At 38.5% G+C, this 20,724-nt stretch carries 18 protein-coding genes; 2 read left to right on the top strand and 16 right to left on the bottom strand.

Annotation, left to right across the window (positions count from 1 at the left end; genetic code table 11):
• Positions 1-10: 10 nt before the first annotated feature.
• The 9 genes from dusB to pth form a co-directional block, all read right to left on the bottom strand.
• Positions 11-1,048, bottom strand: a complete 1,038-nt coding sequence (gene dusB / locus J2Z60_RS02155; RefSeq protein WP_209685949.1) for a tRNA dihydrouridine synthase DusB — start codon at positions 1,046-1,048, stop codon at positions 11-13.
• A gap of 54 nt (positions 1,049-1,102) precedes the next feature.
• The gene (hslO, locus tag J2Z60_RS02160) at positions 1,103-1,981 is read right to left on the bottom strand and encodes an Hsp33 family molecular chaperone HslO (RefSeq protein WP_209685951.1); all 879 of its coding nucleotides are present in this window, start codon (positions 1,979-1,981) and stop codon (positions 1,103-1,105) included.
• A 56-nt stretch (positions 1,982-2,037) separates the two neighbouring features.
• Entirely contained in the window at positions 2,038-4,194 is a 2,157-nt protein-coding gene (gene ftsH / locus J2Z60_RS02165) for an ATP-dependent zinc metalloprotease FtsH (protein ID WP_209685953.1), read from the bottom strand.
• A 76-nt stretch (positions 4,195-4,270) separates the two neighbouring features.
• The gene (tilS, locus tag J2Z60_RS02170; RefSeq protein ID WP_209685955.1) at positions 4,271-5,563 is read right to left on the bottom strand and encodes a tRNA lysidine(34) synthetase TilS; all 1,293 of its coding nucleotides are present in this window, start codon (positions 5,561-5,563) and stop codon (positions 4,271-4,273) included.
• 48 nt (positions 5,564-5,611) lie between these two features.
• Entirely contained in the window at positions 5,612-5,956 is a 345-nt protein-coding gene (locus J2Z60_RS02175; RefSeq protein WP_209685957.1) for a S1 RNA-binding domain-containing protein, read from the bottom strand.
• Positions 5,956-6,333, bottom strand: a complete 378-nt coding sequence (locus tag J2Z60_RS02180) for an FtsB family cell division protein (protein WP_209685959.1) — start codon at positions 6,331-6,333, stop codon at positions 5,956-5,958. Before J2Z60_RS02180 ends, J2Z60_RS02175 begins: the two co-directional genes overlap by 1 nt.
• A 74-nt stretch (positions 6,334-6,407) precedes the next feature.
• Entirely contained in the window at positions 6,408-6,650 is a 243-nt protein-coding gene (locus tag J2Z60_RS02185) for an RNA-binding S4 domain-containing protein (protein WP_209685961.1), read from the bottom strand.
• Positions 6,651-6,658: 8 nt separating this feature from the next.
• Complete coding sequence (gene mfd / locus J2Z60_RS02190; protein WP_209685963.1) at positions 6,659-10,153, bottom strand: transcription-repair coupling factor; 3,495 nt, start codon at positions 10,151-10,153, stop codon at positions 6,659-6,661.
• A 20-nt stretch (positions 10,154-10,173) separates the two neighbouring features.
• Complete coding sequence (pth, locus tag J2Z60_RS02195) at positions 10,174-10,731, bottom strand: aminoacyl-tRNA hydrolase (protein ID WP_209685965.1); 558 nt, start codon at positions 10,729-10,731, stop codon at positions 10,174-10,176.
• 152 nt (positions 10,732-10,883) lie between these two features.
• Between pth and J2Z60_RS02200 the strand changes: the two genes are divergently transcribed.
• Both J2Z60_RS02200 and cbpA read left to right on the top strand, forming a co-directional pair.
• Positions 10,884-11,855: an L-lactate dehydrogenase gene (locus J2Z60_RS02200; RefSeq protein WP_209685967.1), complete on the top strand. Its 972-nt coding sequence runs from the start codon at positions 10,884-10,886 to the stop codon at positions 11,853-11,855.
• Positions 11,856-12,045: 190 nt separating this feature from the next.
• A complete protein-coding gene (gene cbpA, locus J2Z60_RS02205) occupies positions 12,046-12,729 on the top strand; it encodes a cyclic di-AMP binding protein CbpA (protein WP_209685969.1) in 684 nt (227 codons plus the stop codon).
• A 36-nt stretch (positions 12,730-12,765) separates the two neighbouring features.
• Here the strand turns inward: cbpA and alr are convergent, their stop codons facing one another.
• The 7 genes from alr to glyA form a co-directional block, all read right to left on the bottom strand.
• Positions 12,766-13,890, bottom strand: coding sequence for an alanine racemase (gene alr / locus J2Z60_RS02210; protein WP_209685971.1), 1,125 nt, complete (start codon positions 13,888-13,890; stop codon positions 12,766-12,768).
• 2 nt (positions 13,891-13,892) lie between these two features.
• Positions 13,893-14,246 (bottom strand): holo-ACP synthase, encoded by a 354-nt coding sequence (acpS, locus tag J2Z60_RS02215; protein ID WP_209685973.1) that lies wholly within the window; start codon positions 14,244-14,246, stop codon positions 13,893-13,895.
• 56 nt (positions 14,247-14,302) lie between these two features.
• A complete protein-coding gene (cshA, locus tag J2Z60_RS02220) occupies positions 14,303-15,790 on the bottom strand; it encodes a degradosome RNA helicase CshA (RefSeq protein ID WP_209685975.1) in 1,488 nt (495 codons plus the stop codon).
• 14 nt (positions 15,791-15,804) lie between these two features.
• Positions 15,805-17,172, bottom strand: a complete 1,368-nt coding sequence (locus tag J2Z60_RS02225) for a UDP-N-acetylmuramoyl-tripeptide--D-alanyl-D-alanine ligase (protein ID WP_209685977.1) — start codon at positions 17,170-17,172, stop codon at positions 15,805-15,807.
• 172 nt (positions 17,173-17,344) lie between these two features.
• Positions 17,345-17,596, bottom strand: a complete 252-nt coding sequence (locus J2Z60_RS02230) for a type B 50S ribosomal protein L31 (protein WP_209685979.1) — start codon at positions 17,594-17,596, stop codon at positions 17,345-17,347.
• Positions 17,597-17,707: 111 nt separating this feature from the next.
• The gene (locus J2Z60_RS02235; RefSeq protein WP_209685981.1) at positions 17,708-19,306 is read right to left on the bottom strand and encodes an APC family permease; all 1,599 of its coding nucleotides are present in this window, start codon (positions 19,304-19,306) and stop codon (positions 17,708-17,710) included.
• Positions 19,307-19,402: 96 nt separating this feature from the next.
• Positions 19,403-20,635 carry a serine hydroxymethyltransferase gene (gene glyA, locus J2Z60_RS02240; RefSeq protein ID WP_209685983.1) on the bottom strand — a complete coding sequence of 411 codons (1,233 nt, stop codon included), beginning with the start codon at positions 20,633-20,635 and terminating at the stop codon, positions 19,403-19,405.
• Positions 20,636-20,724: the final 89 nt, after the last annotated feature.

Here is a 20,724-nt window from a genome sequence, read left to right on the forward strand (position 1 = left end):
AACTCCTTTATTACTTTGTTAATTGTTTTTGTCTTTGTTCATATTTTGCAACAAAATCATCTAGCAAGTCAAAAACTTCTTTTTTAGTCCAAACATCATTTATTTTAGCACGAGTTCGAGCTGAACGGGGGATTCCTTTCAAATAGTAGGCAGCTTGTCTTCTAAATTCAGGAATAGCAATCTTTTCACCCTTTAATTCAATTAAGCCGTTAAGCTGATTTTTAGCTGTTTCTACTTTTTCGGCTACAGTTTGTGGTGGAAGCTTTTCGCCAGTTTCTAAATAATGGGTAATATCCTTAACTAACCAAGGATTACCTAATACAGCACGTCCAATCATTACAGCAGTTGCACCTACTTGATCAAGCATCTGCTTAGCTCTCTCTGGGCTAGTCACATCACCATTACCGATAAATGGAATCGTTAAATGATCCGCAACTTCTTTTAAAATCTCCCAATCAGCTTCACCGGCATACATCTGCTTACGAGTTCTACCGTGCATTGCCACTGCACTAGCACCAGCTTCTTGGGCAGCAAGGGCATTCTCAACGGCAAAGATATGCTTCATGTCCCAGCCTGTACGCATCTTAACTGTTACGGGCTTTTCAACATTTCTTACTACGGCATGGACCATTTGATAGATCTTGTTAGGGTCACGTAACCATCTAGCCCCAGCATCAGTCTTAGTAACCTTAGGAACAGGGCAACCCATATTAATATTGATAATATCAGCAGCAGTGTGGGTGTCAACATAATGAGCAGCTTCAATCAAGGTTTCTTCGCTACCACCAAATATCTGGATACTCATTGGATGCTCGCGAGGATCAACTTGCAACATATCTAAGGTCTTTTTATTTCGATAAATGATTCCATGATCAGAAATCATCTCACATACAACTAAGCCTGCACCAAATTCCTTACAAACAACACGAAAGGCAGCATTGGAAATTCCAGCCATTGGGGCTACAACTACCCGATTAGGTATAACAATATCACGTATCTTCCAGCTCTGACTCACGTGCTCACTTCCTTTCACTTTTAAATCAAACATCTAGAATACTCAATATCCTATCACAGATAGCAATTATGTACCACCTGTTATTAATTAATTCTTTTGTTCAGACAAGATTTTCTTTAGTTCATCTTCACTGTAATCATATTTATTACCACAGAAGCGGCATGTCAACTCTGCACCGTGATCTTTTTCAATCATTTCTTTTAATTCAGTAGGTTTGAGCGTAGCTAGTATCTTAGCATACTTGTCTTTGGAACAATCACATTCAAAGGCAACGTCTTCTTTAGCCAATATCTTACAATCATCACCTAAAATTTTTTTAGCCAGTGCTTCTGGCGTTTCACCATCTAAAAACATCGTTGATAAGTTAGGGAGTCCCTTAATCCTATCTTCTACTTGCTTAAGTAACTCATCACTAGCACCTGGGAGTGCCTGTAGCATAAATCCGCCTGCTGCACCAATTGCATTATTTGGTTGTACAAAAACCGATAATCCTACAGCTGATGGAATTTGTTCTGATTTAGCTAAATAATAAGTAAAGTCTTCAGCAATTTCACTGGATACAATTGGCACCTGTCCTGTATAAGGCTGCTTTAACCCTTGATCTTTGGTAACTTCTAACCAGCCTTGTCCTACAGCTTTAGCAACATCAATATGACCATCTTTTTTAGGTGGTAAGGCAATATGCGGGTTTTGAATATAACCTTTTACCTTTAAATCTGCCGTACTGGTAACAACTGTTGCCCCAACGGGACCATTGCCTAAAAGTCTAACAGTTAATTCATCTTGATCTTTTAACAATGCACCTGCTAAAAGCAAGCCACCAATTAATGTTCTCCCTAAGACAGCTGATGAAGCACTCCAAGTATCGTGGCGCTTTTGAGCTTCACCTACTAAGTCTTTAGCACTAATTGCTAGTAAACGTAAATTCTTAGTCTTATCAATTGCCTTAATTAAATAATCTGACATTATCTTTCCTCTTCTTTAACAAAAAATAGAGCCCTCAAACAGGCTCTATCTTAAATTTATTCTTGCTCATCAGACTGATCTGATTCGCTTGAATCATTTTTTTCTTGTGGTTTAGAAGCTTCATCTTGCTTAGTTGATGAATCAAGTGAAGTATCATCAGTATCTTCTTGATCATCTGGAAGTGGGTGGATGTCTTCTTGGTCATCCTTTTCTTCAACTTCTTCTCTTTGATGATCTTTCTTTTCCATAGCTGCCTTAGCTTCTTCGAAAGTAGAAGCCTTATTTTCACTTGGAAATTCACTTTCATCTTCTTCTGGCATCTTACCAGTCTTAAATAGTGAAAGAATTTGTTTTTCGTTTAAAGTTTCGTACTTGAGTAAGGCATCAGCAATTGCCTTGTGAGTTGCACGATTATTCTTGATGATTTCTACAGCTTGCTTATATCCTTCGCTCAGGATCTTTTCTACGGCTTCATCAATCTTAGCAGCAGTAGCTTCACTATATGGCTTAGTGCCGTATGGTGATTGCATACTTGGTGATTCAAGCTCTGCCATACCAACACTAGTCATACCATATTGAGTAACCATTCCACGGGCGATATTAGTAGCCTGTTCAAAGTCGTTTGAAGCACCTGTGGACTTATCACCAACTACTACTTCTTCACCTGCACGACCACCCATTAATCCAGCTACTTGTTCCATTAACTGCTTCTTAGTTAATAAGTTCTGGTCTTCCTTAGGAAGCATGATGTTATAACCACCTGCACGACCACGAGGAACGATAGTAACCTTACGAACAGTCCTTGAGTCACTTAAGACCAGGCCAACAATTGCGTGTCCTGCTTCATGGAAGGCAACGCGCTTTCTCTCTTCAGCAGAAATAACAGTATCCTTCTTAGCTGGACCAGCAATAACCCTATCTTCAGCTTCATCAATATCAGAAGCAGTAATCTTCGTTCTATTTCTACGAGCTGCAACTAGGGCAGCTTCATTAAGAACATTCTCAAGATCAGCACCTACGAAGCCTGGAGTTTGACGGGCAACTTCTTTTAAGTCAACATCATCAGCCATTGGCTTGTTTCTAGCGTGAACCTTTAAGATGGCTTCACGTCCCTTAACATCTGGGCGACCAACTAAGACCTTACGGTCGAAACGGCCTGGACGAAGAAGGGCAGGGTCTAAGACATCTGAACGGTTAGTTGCGGCCATAACAATGACCCCTTCATCACCATCAAACCCATCCATCTCAACCAATAATTGGTTCAGGGTCTGTTCACGTTCATCATGTCCACCACCCATGCCATTGCCACGCCTACGACCAACGGCATCAATTTCGTCAATAAAGATAATACTTGGTGCATTCTTCTTAGCAGTTTCAAATAAGTCACGGACACGGGATGCACCTACACCGACAAACATTTCTACGAAGTCAGAACCAGAAATAGAATAAAATGGCACACCAGCTTCGCCAGCAACTGCACGTGCAAGTAAAGTCTTACCAGTTCCTGGAGGGCCCTCAAGAAGCACACCAGCTGGGATTCTTGCACCTAATTTAGTAAATTTAGATGGTTTTTTAAGGAATTCAACAATTTCAACTAGTTCTTGCTTTTCTTCCTCTTCACCAGCAACATCTGAGAAACGAACTTTATTCTTAGAAGGATCTTGCGGCTTAACTCGTGACTTACCAAAGTTCATCATGCCGCCACCACGACCGCCTTGTCCAGTCTGATTCATCATCATCCATAACATAACAATGAAGATCAGAGTTGGCACCAGCATTACAATCGTAGAGATCCAGGCACCTGATTGAGATTCACCTTGACCAGAAATAGTTGCCCCATTCTCTTGTGCAGCCTTATTAACTTCACTTACCATGGAGTCATCTTGCAGCATAGTGGTACTAAATTGAGTTACCTTGGCCTTGTTACTTGAGCCACCTAAAAGGCTAAAACCATTGTTTTTATTTTTATTTTTTGGTTCTTGAGCCTTTTTGTATGTACCAGTAACAGTATAAACACCATTAGCTGGTTGCATATTGAAACTCTTGACTTTACCTGCCCTTAAATCCTTAACGAATTCAGAGTAGCGGATATTCTCGCTAGTGCCACCACCGCCTGAGCCACCCATGGCCCAGTTAATTCCAGCCAAGAGGATTACGAATACTAAGATGTAGAAAAGACCGTTAGAAAGCAGTCTATTTCTATTATTTTTCATAAAAAACCTCCGTAGAAACTTCTAGAATTACTTTCAAAATTTTACCACAAATTAAAAGTTTTCCATAATTATTTACTCAAACTTTCAATTTATAAATCCAATATTTGAAAAAGTCCTCACTATATTGTTGTTTTTGATAGGTATTCTCTACAAAAACCACTTCACCACTAGTATAAACGCTTAAACACCTTGATCGCAAAAAAAGTGGTATCGCTTCTTGGGCGAACTTCTTCTTCGGCTTGGTCCATTGTCCATTAGCTAAACGCAACTTAGTATGAACCAGTAAGCTACCAACCTCTAATTCATGAAGCTGTCCTGTATAAAAACTGCCAACCTTTTGACAATTTTTAGCCATTATTTTTTTATTGGTAATAATATATTTACTATTTTGCCATTTAAATTCTTGATTTAACACTACTTTTTGTAATTTGGTGTTATTTTTTATAAAATCTTTAACTCGGCGAAGATAATAATACCCTTGATAATAACTAATTTCAAATCCCTCTCGATTAACTGTCTTAGTTTTATCTTTAATGAGAGTTTCAAACTTAACTTGCTTGTGCCACTTATTTAATATTAAATAAGAAAAATAATCTGCCCTGAGCCTTAGTGGCAGTTTTTCAAGCTGGTTATCAGATATTCTCAAACATCCCATAAAGCTATCTGCCTTAAATTGGTCAAAATATGCTTCGCGTTCTTCTTGCAGCAGGCTTATACTATCCAAAAAGTGCATCCCATTGACTATGATCTTAGCATTTTCCTGATTCAATAATGGAACCACATGGTGACGCAGACGATTGCGCAAGACATCATCTTCATCATTAGTAGAATCCTTAACATAAGGAATATGTCTTTCTTTATCAAAGGATAATAACTCAGCCTTCGATAAGTTTAATAACGGTCTAACTAAGACCCTCCCCTGCCAGCAGCGTACAGGGCGCAGACTACTCATCTCATTAGCATTACCAGAGCGTATTAATTTAAGCAGGATATTCTCCAATAAATCATCACCATGGTGGGCTGTCAGTAAATAGTCAACATTCTCTTTTCGAGCTACACTATCTAAGAACTCATAACGGTATTGTCTAGCACTAGCTTCAACTCCAGTTTTCTTATGCAGAGCTAGTGGCCATTTTTTGGTAAATAAAGTTACCTTATTTTTTTGGCAAAATTTTTCTAAAAGTTCAGTTTCTAAGTAACTATCTGCCCTTAGTTGGTGGTCAAGATGAGCTACTATTATTTGCTCGTGCTTTAGCTCATCAAGCAGCATCTGCAATAAAGCCATTGAATCAGGTCCACCACTAGCGGCTAATAAAATTTTTTTATTTTCAAGTTTTAAATTATTTCTTTGAAAAAATTCTCTAATCATCTATCCGTCAATTAATTCTAAAAAAGGTAGCCTTAGCGGCTACCTTGGTCAATTCTTCTCTTGTAATTGCTTAATTTCCTTATCGGCTTGACTAACAAGTTTAGTTAAGGTTTCAGCAAACTTATTATTGTCATTAAACTGGTTGGTAGGATCGACTAGACTAGGGTCATTGACATGGCTAAGTGATAGGGCGAGCTTGCCATTTTGATTATTAATAACAACTACTCGCACTTCTTGACCTTTATCAAAATTATCTTTCATATTGTTCCAACGCTCACCAAAGTCCTTATGATGAATTAAGCCATGATGGTGGTGCGGTAACGTAACAAAAATACCTAGCTTAGTTACATTATTAACTTCTGCGTTAATTCTTAGTCCAACTGGAAACTTCATTAATCATCATCCTGTGATTCTGGGACATTATAAATAGTTTCACCCTTCTTAGAGTAATACAGTTTATAACGAATCCACTTAGCAACATAATCTGGATCTTTTAGATCCTCAGCTTGTCCCTTTAATCTTTTATTAGTCTTATTAACCTGGGTCAACTCAGCCTTACTCTTAGCAACTTGTTGGTGGAGCTGCTGAGTACGTGACTCAGTCTTCACCAGCTGCATCCCCAAAATTAATAGCAAACCAAAAAAGCCTAGCAAAAGCCATGTCCTTCTACGTCGATGGACTTCCCTCACTCTTTTAGCTGCTTGGCGCTGAAGGTGCGCCATTTTCTCTTGATCGCTAGGACCATTGTAAATCCGTGGCCCTCTTCTCATATGACCCCGCCTACCTTTTAATAAAGAACTGGTGTAATGTGCTTTTACTATAACATTTTAGGCGGATTTTGTCATTAATCTACTAGCTCGTATAGATCACTAGCCTCAGCTTTTTTAGTTGTTTCTCTTAAGTCTAAAACCTTAGCCTTAAGCTGCTTAGTACCAAAGCCAATTTCAATAATATCGCCAATCTTAACATCATAACTTGACTTAACTACACGTCCATTAACTTGAACACGACCTTGATCGGCCATTTCTTTGGCAACTGTTCTTCTCTTAACTAAACGTGATACTTTCAAATATTTATCTAATCTCATAATTACCTCTATCTTTGAACAATGTCTGCTGCTTCTTGTAAGAAGCGGTGTAATTCATTAAATAACTGTCTCGTTGACATATTATGTTCTACTTCTAACATAACATTTAAACGTTGCTTAGGGTCAACATTTATTCTTGCTCTTAAACTCACATGCTCCAAAGCCTTAAATATATTAGGTCCTTCCAATTCTTTAGTAGCATGATTATTAAAGATGATTTGAATTTTATCATCTTTTTGGACTACTGTCAGGGCTTGAGCAATGTCAGCGTCTGCCTTTAAAGATGATACATTGAGTAAATTCTCAACTGGTAAGGGATAATTGCCAAACCTATCCAATAGCTCATCAGCAATATTATCAGCTTCTTTTTTAGATTGAATTGACTTAATTTTTTTGTAAAGTTCAATCTTTTGTTCTTGATCAGAAATATAATCATCTGGAATATAAGCTTCAAAGTTAAATTGAACTTCTGCATTTGACTTAGTTAGTGTCTTCTTGCCTTGACGCTTCTTAACCGCATCATCTAGCATTTGAGAATACAGGTCATAACCCACACTATCAATAAAGCCATGTTGCTGCTTACCTAGCATATTGCCAGCCCCACGAATTGATAAATCGCGCATCGCAATCTTAAAGCCAGATCCTAGCTCTGTGAAGTCACGAATAGCACTTAGGCGCTTTTCTCCTACTTCAGTTAGAACCTTATTAGGCTGATAAAGAAAGTAAGCATACGCTAGCCTTGCACTTCTACCAATTCGCCCTCTTAGCTGATAAAGCTGACTTAATCCATAATGATCAGCATTTTCAACAATTAAGGTATTAGCATTAGGCATGTCGACACCAGTTTCGATTATCGTGGTCGTTACCAAAATATCGAACTCATTCTTTACAAAGCGATACATAATATCTTCAAGTTGATTCTCACTCATCCTACCATGGATAAATTCAATCCTTGCTTCAGGGATTAACTCTTGCAGTCGACTAGTCACCTGATCAATATCATCAATTCGATTATGCAAAAAGAAAATCTGACCATTACGTTTCATCTCACGCAAGCAAGCTTCACGGACAATACTTGGGATCTCTTCCATGACATAAGTTTGAATTGGATAACGGTTAGTAGGTGGTGTTTCCATAACGGATAAGTCACGCACTCCTATCATTGACATATGGAGAGTACGCGGAATTGGGGTAGCTGTTAAGGTCAAGACATCAATATTAGTCTTTAATTCCTTAAGCCGTTCCTTATGCTTAACTCCAAATCTCTGTTCTTCATCAATAATTAATAGTCCTAAGTCCTTAAATTGCACATCCTTTGACAAGATTCTATGAGTTCCGACGATTAAGTCGACCTTGCCAGCCTTTAGATCAGCAATAATCTCTTTGACTTCTTTATTAGACTGAAAACGTGATAATAAGGCAACATTAACCGGAAAGTCTTTAAAGCGATCCTGCATCGTTTCAAAGTGCTGCTGGGCTAAAATAGTTGTCGGCGCTAAAAAGGCAACTTGCTTGCCGTCCCTAATTGCCTTAAAGGCAGCACGCAGGGCAACTTCAGTCTTACCAAACCCAACATCCCCGACTAATAGACGATCCATTGGGTGTATGCTCTCCATATCGGATTTAATTTCTTTAATTGAGCGCAATTGATCTGGTGTTTCAACATATGGAAACGAGTCTTCAAATTGCCTTTGCAAGTCATCATCAGGGCTAAAGGCGTACCCCTTTTCAGATTCGCGCTTGGCATAGAGATCAATTAAGTCACCCGCAATATCTTCAACCTTAGATTGAACCTTACGCTTAGTTTTAGCCCATTCGCTGCTGCCCAGCTTATTAATATGGGGAACTTTACCTTCAGAAGCGACATACTTTTGTACTAGGCCTAATTGATCAGCTGGCACGAATAGCTGGTCATGGTGCTGGTAAGTAATGGTAATATAATCGCGCTTCTTACCGTCTGTTTCAAGCGTCTTAATTCCTTCAAAGCGACCAATTCCATGATTAACGTGAACGACATAGTCACCCGGCTTCAACTCATTATAATTACGCAAGCGTTGCGAGTTCTCCATCGCCTTGACCCGTTTGGGGGCACGCTTTCTCTGATTGAAAAGCTCTCTTTCAGTTAAATAAACTAAATTTACACTTGGCAAACTAAAGCCAGTACTAAAATTATCAACTACAATTTGCGTCCTAGCAGTGACAATATTATCTTTAGCGACGATTGGAATATCCATCCCATAATCAGTTAAGTTCTGATTAATCTGTCTTGCTCGCTCTTCATTATCAGCCTGCAAGACAACTGTTTGCTTTTCTTTATGAAAGCTGGTCAGCTCCGACTTAATCAAGGGCATCTGACTGAAGAATTGTTCAGGTTGACGGGTATTAAAATTAATAATCTGACTTAACTTTAAGCGCCCCATCCCCTTTTGAAATAATGAAAATAAAATTTGGTTCTGCTTGGCTTTCTTAGTTACCTTAATGAAGTCAGTTCGCAAGCTTTGACTATTAAGCATCGCACCAGCTTTAACTTCTTCACTAATAAAGGCTTCATTGCGGACATTAATATCAGCCACATTTTTTTGGATAGCAGTCCAATCATCATACAAAACTAGCCCATCTGCTGCTAGATAATCTAATAAGCTGAATGACTTTTTTATTAGATAGTCAACTAAGAATGCATAGTTCTCAGGTAAGCCTCCACTTTCTAAGGTATCAACTACCCGCTCGAAGTGTTCCGCAATCGCCTTTTTATCAGCAATTGAATCGGCCATATCTTGCTTGATCTTAATGGCTGCTTTTTCTAAGTCTTCTTTTTCAAAAATGCGGTCAATAGCCCCGCCAACTCTAACCTGATCTAATTCTTGTAAACTTCGCTGAGTTGCAGGATCAAATTCTTTAACAGTATCAATTTCATCACCAAAGAACTCAATTCTTAATGGATTTTCACGACTAAGCGGATAAATATCTAAAATATCGCCCCTAAGGGCAAATTCACCTGGTCGGGCAACTAAGTTATCTCTTTGATAGCCAGTTTTAAGTAGCCAATCAACTAATTCTTGTAAATCATATTCTTTCTCTGGACTAAAGATTCTTTCTGATTTTGAAAATAATTTTGGATCAGATAACTGATACTGTAAGCCTTGAGGAATTGTGATAATTATGCCAGGTCTGCCACTTTTTAAAAAATTTAAGGCATTTAAACGTTGACTCAATTCATCAGGTGAAGCTATGGCGCTCTGAGTGGCAATTGTCGCATCAATTGGAAACATGTGTACAATCTCATCGCCTAATAAACTGCTAAGTTCACTCTGCAATCTTTGAGCCTTATCTTCTGACTCTTCCACTATTATCAATGGCTTATGTAGGGTATTTAATATCTGTAAGATAACAGGACTAAAAGCCCCATCATTAACGCCAGTTATAAGTGAGCGTGGTGAAGTTGGGGCTTGGTAAATAAATTTATTTAATTCTTTATCTTGGGTAATAATTTCTGAAACTTGCATAAAGTTTGATCAACCTCGATTTAGTTATATTGGTTCATCAAGTATTGAGCGTTCTTACCACTAATAAAATCATCAATAATTGATTCACTTGTTAAAAAGGCTTGATCCATTAGCTTCTGCTGATCACTATTAAACGGGGTCAAGACCCAGGAAACTACGCTCTGGTTCTGTGGATGACGAATACCAATTTTTAGTCTATTAAACTCATTTGTACCTAAGCAGGCCATGATACTCTTAATACCATTATGACCACCGGACTTACCATTGGCACGGATTCTGATCTTACCAATTGGCATATCCATATCATCATGAATTACTAAAATATCGCTTGGATTAATTTTAAAAAAGTTAGCTAAAGGTGCAATTGACTTTCCAGAATCATTCATATAAGTTTGTGGTTCCAAAAAAATCACATCTTCATTATTAATTTTAGTTTTAGTCCAAAAACCGTTAAATTTTTCTTTATCTAAAGTAAGATTATTTTTTGCTAAATAATTATCTAAAGCCATAAATCCTGTATTATGCTTGGTCTTATCGTATTTTGCGCCGGGATTACCTAAACCAGTAATTAGCTTCATTACTTAATTCCTCCATCGTTAGTATTCAGTGAGAAAATTATAACACATTACTTTTTCCAATAGATTTCACTTTACTAGTAGTAGAAATAATTTTTTATGGTATAATGCAAATTGTTAAATCTATCACTAATACTGGAAGGAAGTATTAAAACATGACAGAAGAAAAGATTCATAAGGTTATTCTTGTTGGTGACGGTGCTGTAGGTTCAAGCTACGCATTCGCATTAGTACACCAAGGTATCGCACAAGAATTAGGTATCGTTGATGTTGTTAAGGACAGAACTAAGGGTGATGCTATCGACTTAGCCGATGCTACTCCTTGGACTGCAGCTAAGAACATCTACTCAGCAGAATACTCAGATGCTAAAGACGCTGACTTAGTTGTTATTACTGCTGGTGCACCACAAAAACCAGGTGAAACTCGTCTTGACTTAGTTAACAAGAACTTAAAGATCTTAAGCTCAATCGTTGAACCAGTTGTTGAATCCGGCTTTAAGGGTATCTTCTTAGTAGCTGCTAACCCAGTTGATATCTTAACTCACGCAACTTGGAAGATGTCAGGTTTCCCTAAGGATCGTGTTATCGGTTCAGGTACTTCACTTGACTCTGGTCGTCTTCAAAAGCTTATCGGTGAAATGGAACACGTTGATCCTGCATCAGTTAACGCATACATGCTTGGTGAACACGGTGATACTGAATTCCCAGCTTGGAGCTACAACAATGTTGGTGGCGTTAAGGTTGCTGACTGGGTAAAGGCTCACCCAGAAGTTGGTGAAAACAAGCTTGAAGAGATCCACAAGGAAGTTGCTGACATGGCTTACACTATCATCAACTTAAAGGGTGCTACTTTCTACGGAATCGGTACTGCTTTAGCTATGATTACTAAGGCTATCTTGAACAACGAACACAGAGTTCTTCCACTTTCAGTACCAATGGATGGTCAATACGGCTTACACGACTTACACATCGGTACTCCAGCTGTTGTTGGTCGTCATGGTTTGGAACAAATTATCGAAATGCCTTTGAACGAAGACGAAATGGAAAAGATGCACGCTTCTGCTGACCAATTGAAGAAGGTTATGGACAAGGCATTCAAGGAAACTGGCGTTAAGGTTCGTCAATAATCCTGATTTGTTAACCATAAAAGGGACGTTTGCTTTTAGCAAATGTCTTTTTTATTGCTTTATAAATTGTTAAAATAGGATTTGCAAGAAACAATATTAGATTTTTTTGTAAAGTGTTTAATATTCATCTAATTTAATGATGATTATGTTATAATTTGTTATTATCAGTTTATTGTACGGAGGCAAAAATATGCTAATTAAAGCTCTTGTTAAAAAGAAGGATTATTTAACAACAGTCAATGAAAAGGCCACACTTGAAGAAGCCTTAAAGGTACTTGAAGATTCAGGCTACCGTTGTGTACCAATTCTTGATGATACTGGCAAGATCTTCAGAGGAAACATCTATAAGATGCACATCTACCGTCATAAATCTCAAGGCGGCGATATGAGCTTACCTGTAACATATTTATTAAAAAATGCTACTAAGACTATCAAAGTCAACTCACCATTTTACCGTGTATTCTTCAATATTCGTGACCTTCCGTACATCGCTGTTTTAGATGAAGAGAATCACTTCTATGGTATCTTAACCCACTCACGCTTGTTAGACATGTTATCAGACGCATGGAACATGAAGAACGGTTCTTATGTTCTAACTGTTCTATCTGATAATGAACGTGGTAACTTAGTTAAAATTGCTAAGATTATTTCTAAATATGCTAACATTGCTGGTTGCTTAACCTTAGATGTCCGTTCTGGTGAATTAGTTCGTCGAACTCTCTTTACTCTTCCAGCTGATGTATCACGTGACACAATGGAAACAATTGTTGAACGCCTTGAAAAGCGTGGCTATGTTGTTGCAGAAATTGAAGATCTTCAATCTGGCTTAACAATTAGAAGCGATGAAGATCCACATGGCTTCTTAGATAAATAATTAAAAAGGCCCCTAGCGGGGCCTTTTTAATTATCATTATTTATAAACTCTTGGCAAGCGGTCACTTAGCAAGCAAGCAATTTCATAATGAATTGTTCCTACTTGATCAGCAACAGCCTTAATATTATTCGGAGCCTTAGGATCAGCTGAGATGAGTTCTACCTTAGTACCTACAGGCATTTCGTGGGGCAATAGAACCATAAATTGATCCATACATACACGACCTACTATTGGACAATATTCATCGCCCACCTTAATCTTAAAGCCCTGCATCTTTCTTTGCCAACCATCAGCATAGCCAACAGGAACTGTACCAATCCATTCATCTCTATCTGCTACAAAAGTTGCACCATAACCAACCCCATTACCTGGATGAATTTGCTTTACAAAACTCAATTCAGAAGTAAAGGATAAGGCTGGAGTTAACTCAATATCAGACTTCAAATCTGCTGCATTCGGTACTGATGAAGGGTTCAAGCCATACATCCCAATTCCGAATCGAACAAGATCACTCTTCACACCCCTACTAAAGATGCTAGCAGCAGTATTATCAACGTGAATATACTTAGGCTTAATTAATAATAAACTCTTCATGTGATCGAACCGCTTCACCTGATACTCAAAATATGAAGTATCAGAAGAATCAGCTTTTGAAAAGTGGGTAAACATTCCTTCTACTTCAAAGTTATGATTATCCTTCAAGAATTCATTAGCAGCTTTAAATTCTTCATCTTCTGAAAAGCCAATCCGTCCCATTCCTGAATCAATTGCTAGGTGAATCTTTAACTTATCATTATTAGCTTCTAGCAATTCTTCTGCCTTCTTAAGCCAAGCCAAGCTACCAACTGCTAAAGAAAGATCTTCTTGAGCCGCTAGAGTAGCCCATTCAGTCTTAACGATACCTAGAATTAAGATTGGAACAGTGATCCCGCTTTGACGTAATTGAATCCCTTCATCAAGGGTCGCTACACATAATCCTGTAGCGCCAGCAGCAATTGCGGCATTGGCAACTGGTATACTTCCATGACCATACGCATTAGCTTTAACAACAGCCCATAATTGCTGACCATCGTCTAAATGCTTCATTTCGTTTTTTATATTTTGTTTAATCGCACTCAGGTCAACGTTAACTTGCGCTGGCCGATGAAGTGTAGGAACCATAATTAATCCTCCAACAATACTTGTGTAATCACGTATCTCTTTTCATGAGAGATACTGACCCATATCTTACCACTAAACTTAGTAGACGTCATTATTGGTTGACCGAGGCTATTTTGTAGGGTCTCAACATCTTGAAAGCTTACTGCCTTACCAATCCCAGTCCCCCAAGCCTTGGAAAACGACTCCTTACAAGAAAATCTACCACCCAAGTATTCTACCTGGCGCCGACCTGAATATTCTTGATATTGGCTAAATTCTGCCGGAGTTAAAACTTTTTTAGCAAAGCTATCCCCCTTGGCAATTATCTTCTCTATTCTGCTAAGATCTAAAATATCTACACCAATTCCCTTAATCATTAAATACCACCTATAAAAAAATCCCCCTTACGATTTGCAAAGAGGTATCTTTTTAATTAATCGTTATTCTTTTTCTTGATGACAAAGTCATGGTTATTACCATTGCCATGTCTACGACCTTGATGAGCACTTGGCTTACGGTGGTAACGCTCATTGCGATCGCCACCACGCTTGAAATTGCTAGTGCTACGTCTGCGACGATGGTTACCATTATTACGTTTACCCTTAAATGGAAGGGGCTTTTCTGGTGTTATGTTAACCTTAACACTTTCAGCATCTTTAGATAGCTCTTTTAATAAGGCAGCAACTAGATCGACTTCAGAATATTGTTCAAGTAACTTAGCAGCACCATCTGTATACTTATTCAAGTCACTATTAATTAAGTCTTCGACCTTCTTTTCAGCAGCACTTAATTGTCCCTTAAATGCTTCTGCATCGGAAGGTGGACGAAGTGGCATCATCTTCTTGCGAGTTAATTGCTCAATTGTTCTCATGTAGCCTATTTCATTTGGAGTAACGAAGGTTACAGAGATTCCGTTCTTACCAGCACGACCCGTTCTACCAATACGGTGAACATAAGAGTCAGGATCTTGCGGAATATCATAATTATAGACGTGGCTAACACCTGAAATATCTAAGCCACGTGCAGCAACATCAGTTGCCACTAAGATATCAAGCTTGCCATTCTTAAAGCGCTTCAAGACGCTCATTCTACGTGTTTGTGATAAGTCACCATGAATTCCAGCTGCATTATAGCCGCGAGCTTGAAGACCACGAGTTAATTCATCAACTCTTCTCTTAGTACGCCCAAAGACAACAGCAAGTTCAGGATTTTGAACGTCAATCAAGCGACACAGAATATCAAACTTTTCATTTTCTTTAGCTCTAATAAAGTATTGATCAATTAAGTTTGCCGTTAGCTCTTTACCCTTAATCTGAACAACTTGTGGATCATGCATAAACTTCTCACTGATTCGCATGATCGGCTTAGGCATAGTAGCACTAAATAAGAGTGTCTGATGGCTATTAGAAGCATATTTCAAAATGCTTTCAATATCTTGGATAAAGCCCATGTCTAACATTTCATCTGCTTCATCTAAGACAATTGTCTTAACATTAGACAGATCAATCGTCTTCCGCTTCAAATGATCCAGCAGACGCCCAGGGGTTCCGACTAAGATAGCAGGGGTTTGCTTTAGCGAGTGAATCTGGCGTCTAATATCAGCCCCACCATAAACCACCTGTACCTTAGCCTTCTCATCACGACCCAGTCTAAATAATTCTTCTTGAGTTTGAATAGCTAATTCACGTGTAGGCTCAATTACCAAGGCTTGAATGAAGTGGTCCTTCTTATCAATCCCTTGTAAAATTGGCAAGCCAAAGGCGGCCGTCTTACCAGTACCAGTTTGGGCTTGACCAATAACATCCTTACCTTCTAAGACTAGCGGGATAGTCTTTTCTTGGATAGGAGTAGCTTCTTCAAAGCCGGCACGTTTAATGGCTTTAAGAATTTCGGGTTTTAAATCTAATTCAGTAAATTTCAAATTGTAGTCCTTTCCTAAAGGAGGCGCTCTAAAACTTTTTCAAGATGCATTCCGTGAGAGCCTTTAAGCATGACAATATCTTCTGGCTTGATATCATTCTTTAAATCATCAATCATACGATCCATACTTTCTTGTGGATAGTAATGCAAGTTACCTGCGTCGTACTTATCACTAAGCGCCTCATATAAATTCTTCATATCAGGACCGTATAAATAAAGTTCATTAATAATTGCTGGATCAAATGCATCTGCTAAGCCAGCATGCAATTCAGCTGACTTCTTACCTAATTCTAACATATCACCTAAAACTGCAATCCTACGACCATGGCTCTTGACCATAATCTGACCAAAAGAAGTCGTAACTGCACGTACAGCAGTAGGATTAGAATTATAGACATCATCCATGATGGCCTCGCCAACATCGCCTTGCTTCCATTGCATCCGATTAGCAGTTGGGGTAAAGCTAGACAAAGCACTAGCAATCTCGTCATCACTCTCACCAAAATGACGCCCAACACTAATCGCCGCTAAAGCATTAGACACATTGTGCTTACCAATCATTGGTATAGAAAACTTTTGCTTGGAGTTATTAACTTCAAAAGAAGCATGATGCATATAAGACCTAAAGGTAGTGGCATAAATAGTGTTATCCTCGCTAAAGCCAAATGTACTCTTATCTTGTTCTAACTTCTGGGCACGTTCTCTTAATAGCGGCTCGTCACCATTATAAATAAACTTGCCGTCTTCTTTTAAGAAGTCTGTAATCTCCATCTTAGCATCGGCAATCTTATCGCGACTACCAAAGAATTCAATATGGGCTTCACCAATCATTGTAATAACACATACATCTGGGCGCACTAAGTTACTCAAATGATGTAATTGTCCTGAGCGGTCCATCCCCATCTCAAGTACTAAGATTTCAGTAGATGGCTTCATCTCTAAGATAGTAATAGGAACGCCAATTTCATTATTAAAGTTAGCCTGTGTCTTATGTACATTAAATCTTTTAGCCAAAACAGCTGCAACCATGTCCTTAGTGGTAGTCTTACCGTTGGAGCCAGTAATTCCTACCACAGTTGGATTTACCTTGCTTAAGTAATATTGAGCTAATTGCTGAAGAGCAATTAGAGGATCTTCAACTTCAATCACTGGGAAATTCTCAGGCTTACCTGGATGACCCTTCTTCCATAAAGTTGCACTAGCACCGTTGGCAATTGCACTAGAAACGAAATCATGACCATCACGACTACCTTCTAAAGGAATAAAGAGTGAGTCCGGTTCAGACTTACGAGAGTCGAATTCTACTGAAGTGATAACTGTGTCCTCACCCATATTTAAATCGCTGTTCAAAGCCTTAGCGATTTCCGCAAGTTGCATTTTCATATATTCATTACTCCTACTAAAAATTGCATATAGCCTATTATACTTAGTTTTACTTGATTGGCAAATTGACTATGTGCACCAACAAAAATTATACCACGCTTAAACACTAAAAAAAGCGTAAAAAAGCAGCTCCCAAAGGGAACTGCTCTTTCGGTATAAATACCAAGAAATATTAGTTCTTTGAAGAAATACCATACTTCTTGTTGAATTTTTCGATACGACCATCTGCTTGAGCAAACTTTTGCTTACCAGTGTAGAATGGGTGTGAAGCTGAAGAAATTTCAACACGAACTAATGGGTAAGTTTTACCATCTAATTCAATAGTTTCAGTTGGCTTTACAGTAGAACCTGCTACGAACTTAGTACCAGTTGCTGTATCCATGAAAACTACTTCTTGATAATCTGGATGAATACCTTGTTTCATAATTTTAAAACTCCTTTTGCCATGATCAGTCTTTCAGATCATAGATTATATTACGACCAGTACAGAATAACATCTTTATGCTTTGATTTCAAGAGTTTTCTAAGCTATAAATCAATAATTCTTCACCCGCTCATTCACACTAACAGCCATTGGATCAACCTGCTTAAGTGAAGTCTTAATCCCCCAATAATAGAAGATTAAAGAAGCAACAATAATAATTACAAAGTCCCAAGGATACCTGATCCAATCCTGTCCGCCAAAGCCAACGCTACCACTATATGACATTAGTGAGATAAATACCAAATATCCTAGCATCCACCAGCATCCCTTAAGCTGGCTCTTCAAGTTAGAATGACGATAGCGGATTTCATAATAAAGATAGATCGGCAATCCTAGTGCAATTACCAAGATAACCTCAATTGTCGTTGGCAACATTGTCCAATAAATAGCTAAGCTCGCCAATACAAATGCAAACGGCGCTATCCACTTCATCCAATTAGGACTAAACGGACGCTCTAAGTCAGGAGCAATCCTTCTTAAAGAAATTACCGTAACTGGTCCTGTTAAATATGCGATCAGCGTTGCACCTGTAATCACAGTTGCTAGCAAGTTCCAGTTCCTAAATACAGAAACTAAGATCATTGCCAAAATAAGATCCATTGCCATCGCAAATCTTGGCACCATGTAACGATTATTCAACCGACCTAGCCAACTTGGTAAGTGCTTAGTATGAGTCATTGCTGCTATTGCTCGAGAAGCTGTCGCCACAAAGGCTACTCCAGTACCAAAGGGTGATACAAAAGCATCAAGATAGAGCAAGATCACCAGCCAATTAATTCCTAATAGAATCGCAATATCTGCAAAAGGTGATGTGAAGTCGATTCCATGCCAGCCGACCTTGGCCAACATTGCTGGTTCAATTGCTCCAATAAATGTAACTTGCAACATAATATAAATTATAGCTGTGATAATCATTGAAGTTAAGACACCACGCACAATATTTCGGCGCGGATTCTTCAATTCTCCACCCATATTAATTACAGTCTGAAAGGCATCATAAGACATAATAATTCCAGAAATTGACGTTGCTTCAAATATTGACCTAGTGCCATAAGGCATAAAATTATGCATATTATTGCCAAAATTTGAAACATGGAAGCCACTCCAAATTAAGACCAAAATTGTTAAAGTTGGTAATAACACCTTAAAGATTGAAATCAAATTAGTAAAATGAGTCATTATCTTAACTGACCAAAAGTTGATCATCGTAAAGACCAACATAAATAAAAAAACAACCCATAAGCCACTTAGAGTGATAGTCCCATGATTCATAAAGTTCTTCGTCCAGTTAGCCCAGCTCCAAGGCCATGAGCTCATATACTGTACAGCCGCTACAGCTTCCATGGGGACTAGCGTCACCAATGATATCCAGTTAGCCCAAGCAGCGATAAATCCTAATAATGGACCATGACTGTATTGGGCATAACGACTCATACCCCCGCTTTCGGGGAACATAGCACCTAGTTCTACATAAGTAAGAGCAATTGTGATAATTATAACTGCCCCTAGAATCCAAGAGATAATAGCTGCAGGTCCTGCTATCCTGGCTGCAGACCCTGCACCAAATAACCAACCAGAGCCAATCAATGAATTCAACGCTAGCATTACAGCAGAGAAAAGACTCATTTTATGTAATTTGCTTTTATCCACCTAATAACCCCCCTTTTCTTTTAAATTAATAGACGATGCTTATAATTGTAACAAAAAATTGCCGCTGAAATTACAACAGTGACAATTTTTTATAAACTATATAATTGGGTATTTTTTAGTAAGTAAGGCTACTTGCGCTTTAACCTGCGACTTAGTAGCTTCATCAGCATTATTAAGTAACTCGCCAATAAGTCTAGCAACTTGGCGACAGTCTTGGCTTGAGAAGCCTCGACTAGTTATCGCTGGCGTGCCTAGTCTTAATCCACTTGTGACAAATGGGCTGCGCTTGTCATTAGGAACAGATTCTTTATTAGTAGTAATATTTACACTGTCTAATAAATTCTGCGCTTCAAGCCCTGTTAAGCCAGTATCGGTAATGTCTATATTCAATAAGTGATTATCTGTACCACCAGAAACAACTCGAATATTAGCTATCTGATTGAATTCATCAGCCATTGCTTGAGCATTATTGATTACTTGCTTAATGTAAGTCTTAAACTCTGGCTGCAAGTCTTCATAAAATGACTGGGCCTTAGCGGCAATAACATGCTCTAGAGGTCCGCCTTGACTTCCAGGAAAGACTGAAGAATTAATCTTCTTACTTAAATCAGGATTATTAGTCAAGATCATTCCACCACGTGGACCGCGCAAGGTCTTGTGAGTCGTTGTAGTTACAACATCGGCGACTCCTACTGGATTAGGATGATATCCTGCTGCTACAAGACCAGCAATGTGAGCCATATCAACCATTAAATAAGCGCCAACGCTATCAGCAATCTCGCGGAAGGCTTGCCAATTAATAATTCGGCTATAAGCTGAAGCACCAGCAACAATTAACTGTGGTCTTACTTGTTGAGCTATCTTATTAATCTCATTAAAGTCAAGCATCTCGGTTTCAGCATTTAAGTCGTAGCTGTATGACTTATAAATCTTACCTGAGAAGTTAACCTTAGAGCCATGAGTCAAGTGACCACCAGCATCCATCCCCATCCCTAAGATTGTATCACCCGGCTTAAGAATAGCTTGGTACACAGCCATGTTAGCTTGTGAGCCTGAATGAGGTTGGACATTAACATAACTAGCATCGAAAAGCTGCTTAGCATAATCAATTGCTAGTTGCTCAACTTGGTCAATATATTCACACCCACCATAATAACGCTTGCCAGGATAGCCTTCGGCATACTTATTGGTTAGCACTGAACCTTGTGCTTGACGCACTGCTTCAGAAACGATATTTTCTGATGCGATTAGTTCAATCGTATCTTCTTGACGCTTCTCTTCATTCTTTATTGCTTGCCACAATTCTGGCGACTTTGTTGCATATTCCATTTATCACACTTCCTTTCAAAAACTACATTTCTTAGTTTAGGTCTACTATAATTTTACAGTATGCTACTACAACTGTAATCATAATTCTC

Origin of the sequence: Lactobacillus colini (assembly GCF_017874575.1) — a bacterium.
GTDB lineage: Bacteria > Bacillota > Bacilli > Lactobacillales > Lactobacillaceae > Lactobacillus > Lactobacillus colini.

Bases quoted from the DNA above. Each gene is read 5' to 3' on its own strand.
- alr (WP_209685971.1), bottom strand. From the start codon at position 13,890: ATGGTTCCTACACTTCATCGGCCAGCGCAAGTTAACGTTGACCTGAGT.
- J2Z60_RS02200 (WP_209685967.1), top strand. From the start codon at position 10,884: ATGACAGAAGAAAAGATTCATAAGGTTATTCTTGTTGGTGACGGTGCT.
- tilS (WP_209685955.1), bottom strand. From the start codon at position 5,563: ATGATTAGAGAATTTTTTCAAAGAAATAATTTAAAACTTGAAAATAAA.
- J2Z60_RS02175 (WP_209685957.1), bottom strand. From the start codon at position 5,956: ATGAAGTTTCCAGTTGGACTAAGAATTAACGCAGAAGTTAATAATGTA.
- J2Z60_RS02180 (WP_209685959.1), bottom strand. From the start codon at position 6,333: ATGAGAAGAGGGCCACGGATTTACAATGGTCCTAGCGATCAAGAGAAA.
- dusB (WP_209685949.1), bottom strand. From the start codon at position 1,048: ATGTTTGATTTAAAAGTGAAAGGAAGTGAGCACGTGAGTCAGAGCTGG.
- pth (WP_209685965.1), bottom strand. From the start codon at position 10,731: ATGAAGCTAATTACTGGTTTAGGTAATCCCGGCGCAAAATACGATAAG.
- acpS (WP_209685973.1), bottom strand. From the start codon at position 14,246: ATGATTAAGGGAATTGGTGTAGATATTTTAGATCTTAGCAGAATAGAG.
- ftsH (WP_209685953.1), bottom strand. From the start codon at position 4,194: ATGAAAAATAATAGAAATAGACTGCTTTCTAACGGTCTTTTCTACATC.
- mfd (WP_209685963.1), bottom strand. From the start codon at position 10,153: ATGCAAGTTTCAGAAATTATTACCCAAGATAAAGAATTAAATAAATTT.
- J2Z60_RS02230 (WP_209685979.1), bottom strand. From the start codon at position 17,596: ATGAAACAAGGTATTCATCCAGATTATCAAGAAGTAGTTTTCATGGAT.
- cbpA (WP_209685969.1), top strand. From the start codon at position 12,046: ATGCTAATTAAAGCTCTTGTTAAAAAGAAGGATTATTTAACAACAGTC.
- J2Z60_RS02225 (WP_209685977.1), bottom strand. From the start codon at position 17,172: ATGAAAATGCAACTTGCGGAAATCGCTAAGGCTTTGAACAGCGATTTA.
- J2Z60_RS02185 (WP_209685961.1), bottom strand. From the start codon at position 6,650: ATGAGATTAGATAAATATTTGAAAGTATCACGTTTAGTTAAGAGAAGA.
- glyA (WP_209685983.1), bottom strand. From the start codon at position 20,635: ATGGAATATGCAACAAAGTCGCCAGAATTGTGGCAAGCAATAAAGAAT.
- hslO (WP_209685951.1), bottom strand. From the start codon at position 1,981: ATGTCAGATTATTTAATTAAGGCAATTGATAAGACTAAGAATTTACGT.